At 76.0% G+C, this 3,172-nt stretch carries 4 protein-coding genes and 1 pseudogene; 2 read left to right on the top strand and 3 right to left on the bottom strand.

The window, feature by feature from the left end:
- A partial coding sequence (locus H5J29_RS26865; protein WP_446686497.1) for an Rv1733c family protein occupies positions 1-376 on the top strand: 376 nt, incomplete at its 5' end.
- Here the strand turns inward: H5J29_RS26865 and H5J29_RS26860 are convergent.
- From H5J29_RS26860 to galT, 3 genes are read right to left on the bottom strand one after another with little or no spacing between them, the layout of a single operon-like run.
- A complete protein-coding gene (locus tag H5J29_RS26860; RefSeq protein WP_312858428.1) occupies positions 363-740 on the bottom strand; it encodes a YchJ family protein in 378 nt (125 codons plus the stop codon). The genes H5J29_RS26865 and H5J29_RS26860 overlap by 14 nt on opposite strands.
- Before the next feature lie 11 nt (positions 741-751).
- A complete protein-coding gene (gene galK / locus H5J29_RS26855; protein ID WP_181783790.1) occupies positions 752-1,864 on the bottom strand; it encodes a galactokinase in 1,113 nt (370 codons plus the stop codon).
- Positions 1,861-2,919 (bottom strand): galactose-1-phosphate uridylyltransferase, encoded by a 1,059-nt coding sequence (gene galT, locus H5J29_RS26850; RefSeq protein WP_181783789.1) that lies wholly within the window; start codon positions 2,917-2,919, stop codon positions 1,861-1,863. The genes galK and galT overlap by 4 nt, the downstream gene beginning before the upstream one ends.
- Before the next feature lie 65 nt (positions 2,920-2,984).
- On the opposite strand from galT, the pseudogene H5J29_RS26845 reads away from it, so the two are divergent.
- Positions 2,985-3,172 (top strand): annotated as a pseudogene (locus H5J29_RS26845) (GNAT family N-acetyltransferase); the annotation flags it as partial.

The following is a 3,172-nucleotide window of genomic DNA, read 5'->3' as shown; positions in this document are numbered from 1 at the left end:
CACCCTCACCGCCGCGGCGGAGATCCCGATCGGGGTGGACCAGGCCGGGGCGACCGCGGCGGGCACGACGCAGGCGACCTGGAGCGGTCCGGACGGCTCGGCGCACGCCGGCCCGATCCCCGTGCCGGCGCCGCAGCCCGCGGGCAGCACGGTGCCGATCTGGGTGGACCGCCAGGGCGCCCCCGCGCCACCGCCGGTCGACCGCACCCAGGCCGCGGTCACGGCCGTCGTGGGCGGGGTGCTCGTGCTGCTGGCGGGCGGTCTCGCGCTGTTCGGCGTCCGGGCGCTCGTGCGCGCCCGCTGCGCGGCGGCCAACCACCGCGCGTGGAGCCGGGAGTGGGCCTTCTACGAGCCGCTGTGGTCTAACCGGGCGTGAGGACGCCGTCCAGGTAGAGCCAGGCCCGGTCCGCGCGGACGAACCGGCTGCGCTCGTGCAGGACACCGCCGGAGGAGTGCGCCCGGAACTCCACGACGCCGTCGGTGTCCAGCAGCCCGCCCCGCTGCACGTCGAGGATGTCGAGACGGGTCCAGGTCCGGTCCGCGTCGAGCTGGACGTGCCGCGGTCGGGTCGACGGGTGCCACGTCCGGCGCAGGTAGGGGACGTCCCCCACGGCGAACGCGCTGAACCGGCTGCGCATGAGCAGCTCCGCGGTGGGGGCCGGGTCGCCCGCGTGGAACCGCCCGCAGCAGGCCCCGTAGACCTCGCCGCGCCCACACGGGCACAGCGTCTGCGCCGTCACGGTCCGCGCGGTCACGCCCGGCCCGCCCCGTCGGACGGGACGGCGGTGAACGCCACCGGCGCCTCCCAGCCGCGCTCGGCGTAGGCCGCGGCGACCGCCTCGCCCACTGGGTCGACGTCGTCGGTCTCGACCAGCGCGATCACGCAGCCGCCGAACCCCCCGCCGGTCATCCGGGCACCGTGCGCGCCCGCCCGCAGGCAGACCTCGGCGGCGACGTCGACGTGCGGCACGGTGATCGCGAAGTCGTCCCGCATGGACTCGTGCGAGGCGGTGAGCAGCGGCCCGATCTCCCGCGGGTCCTCGCCCGCCCGCAGCCGGCCCACGACCTCCAGCACCCGCTCGTCCTCGGTCACGACGTGCCGTGCGCGCCGGCGCAGCCGCTCGTCGGCGAGCTCCTCGACGGCCGCGAGCGTGGCGTCCCGCAGCGCGGGCACGCCCAGCCGGGCCGCGGCCTCGGCACAGTCCCGCCTGCGCTCGCCGTACTGCCCGTCGACGAGCTGGTGGGGCGCCCTGGTGTCCACCACCAGCAGCGCGAGGCCGTGGGCGGGCAGGTCGAACGGGATCAGCTCGGTCTCCTCCGTGCGGGTGTCGAGGAAGACGAGCCTGCCCGCGGCGCCGTGCATCGCCGCCATCTGGTCCATGCCGCCGGTGGGGGCACCCACGAAGTCGTTCTCCGCGCGACGCGCCAGGCGGGCGAGCGGGGTCCTCTCGACCGGCGTCCCGGTCAGCTCGGCCAGCGCCACCGCCACCGCGCACTCCAACGACGCCGACGACGAGAGCCCCGCACCCACCGGGACGTCCCCCTCGACCAGCAGGTCGAGGTCCAGCACGGGCCGCCCGGCCTCCCGGAACGCCCAGACCACCCCGGCGACGTACGAGCCCCAGCCCGTGACGTCCCCCGGCGCGACCGTCGCGGCCTCGAACACGACCGCCTCGGCCTCCCGGGAGGAGCGCACGGTGGTCCGGTCCGCGGGCGCGGCGGCCACCAGGGTCCGCCGGTCGAGCGCCAGGGGGAGCACGAAGCCGTCGTTGTAGTCGGTGTGCTCGCCGATCAGGTTGACCCGGCCCGGCGCCGCCCAGACCCCCGCCGCCGGGCGGCCGTAGATCCCCTCGAACTCGATCATGCGCCGAGGTCGCGCAGCCGCGCGGCGACGTCCTCGGGCGTGGTGTCGTTGACGAACACGCCCATCCCGGACTCCGAGCCCGCCAGATACTTGATCTTGTCCGGGGACCGCAGGATGGAAAACAGCTCCAGGTGCAGGCGGGCGAGGTCGCGGTCCTGCCGGACCGGCGCCTGGTGCCAGGCGGCGATGTAGGGCAGCGGACGGCCGTGGAAGAGCTCGAGGCGGGCGAGGACGTCGAGCCAGATCTCGGCGAGGTCGGTGCGCTCCGCCGCGGTGAGCTCGGGGAGGTCCTTCGCGCCCCGGTGCGGGTAGAGGTGCACCTCGACGGGCCACCGCGCGGCCACCGGGACGAACGCCGTCCAGTGCGCGGACTCCGCGACCACGCGGGTGCCCGCGGTGCGCTCGCGGTCCAGCACGTCGGCGTACAGGTCGCCGCGGGTGCGGGCCCGGTACCGGCGCGCGGACTCGAGCTGCTGTCGGGTCCGGGGCGTGACGAAGGGGTAGCCGTAGATCTGTCCGTGCGGGTGCGCGAGCGTCACCCCGATCTCCGCGCCCCGGTTCTCGAACGGGAACACCTGCTCGACGCCGGGGAGCAGGCCCAGCTCGGCGGTGCGGTCGGCGAGGGCGTCGACCACCAGGCGCACCCGCTCCGGGGGCAGCCCGCCGAAGCGCCCCGCATGGTCGTCGGTGAAGCACACGACCTCGCACCGGCCCACCCCGCCGGAGAAGGACGGGAAGCGGTTCTCGAACACCACGGTCTCGTAGTCCGGGGTGGGGACCTCGGTCTGCCGCCCGGGGATGCTCGGGCACAGCGGGCACTGGTCGGCGCCGCCGGAGGGCTGGAAGGTCCGGGTCTGGCGGTGGCTCGCGATGGCGACCCACTCGTCGAGCAGCTCGTCGTAGCGGATCTCGGAGACGGTGTGCACCTCGGGCAGGCCGCGCTCGTCCACCCCCGCGACCCGGCCGGGCTCCGCGTCGTACCAGAAGATCTCCCGGCCGTCGGAGAGCCTGCCCGCCGTCCTGTGGAGGGCGGGGGTGGTCGCTGCCTGCGTCATGGGGACTCCGGGGTCGTGCCGTGGGTGCAGGCGGCACCGTACTCCCACGAGGCAGAATGGATCTCGTGCCCGACCCGCTCGAGAACCCCGTCCGCAGTGCGTTGACCGGTCCGCAGCAGGCCTTCGCCGAGCAGCACGGCGGGGCCGTCCGGTTCCAGCCGGACGTCGCCCCGTTCGGCGCGCTGCCGCTCGCGCCCACCGGGGCCGACTGGGCGGATCTCGCCGCGCAGGCGGCCCCGGTGGGCGCGAGCGG

The organism is Pseudonocardia pini (assembly GCF_013870575.1).
Classification (GTDB): Bacteria; Actinomycetota; Actinomycetes; order Mycobacteriales; family Pseudonocardiaceae; genus Pseudonocardia; species Pseudonocardia pini.
The sequence above is the reverse complement of the archived record's forward strand: the minus strand, read 5'-3'. Positions and strand labels throughout refer to the sequence as shown.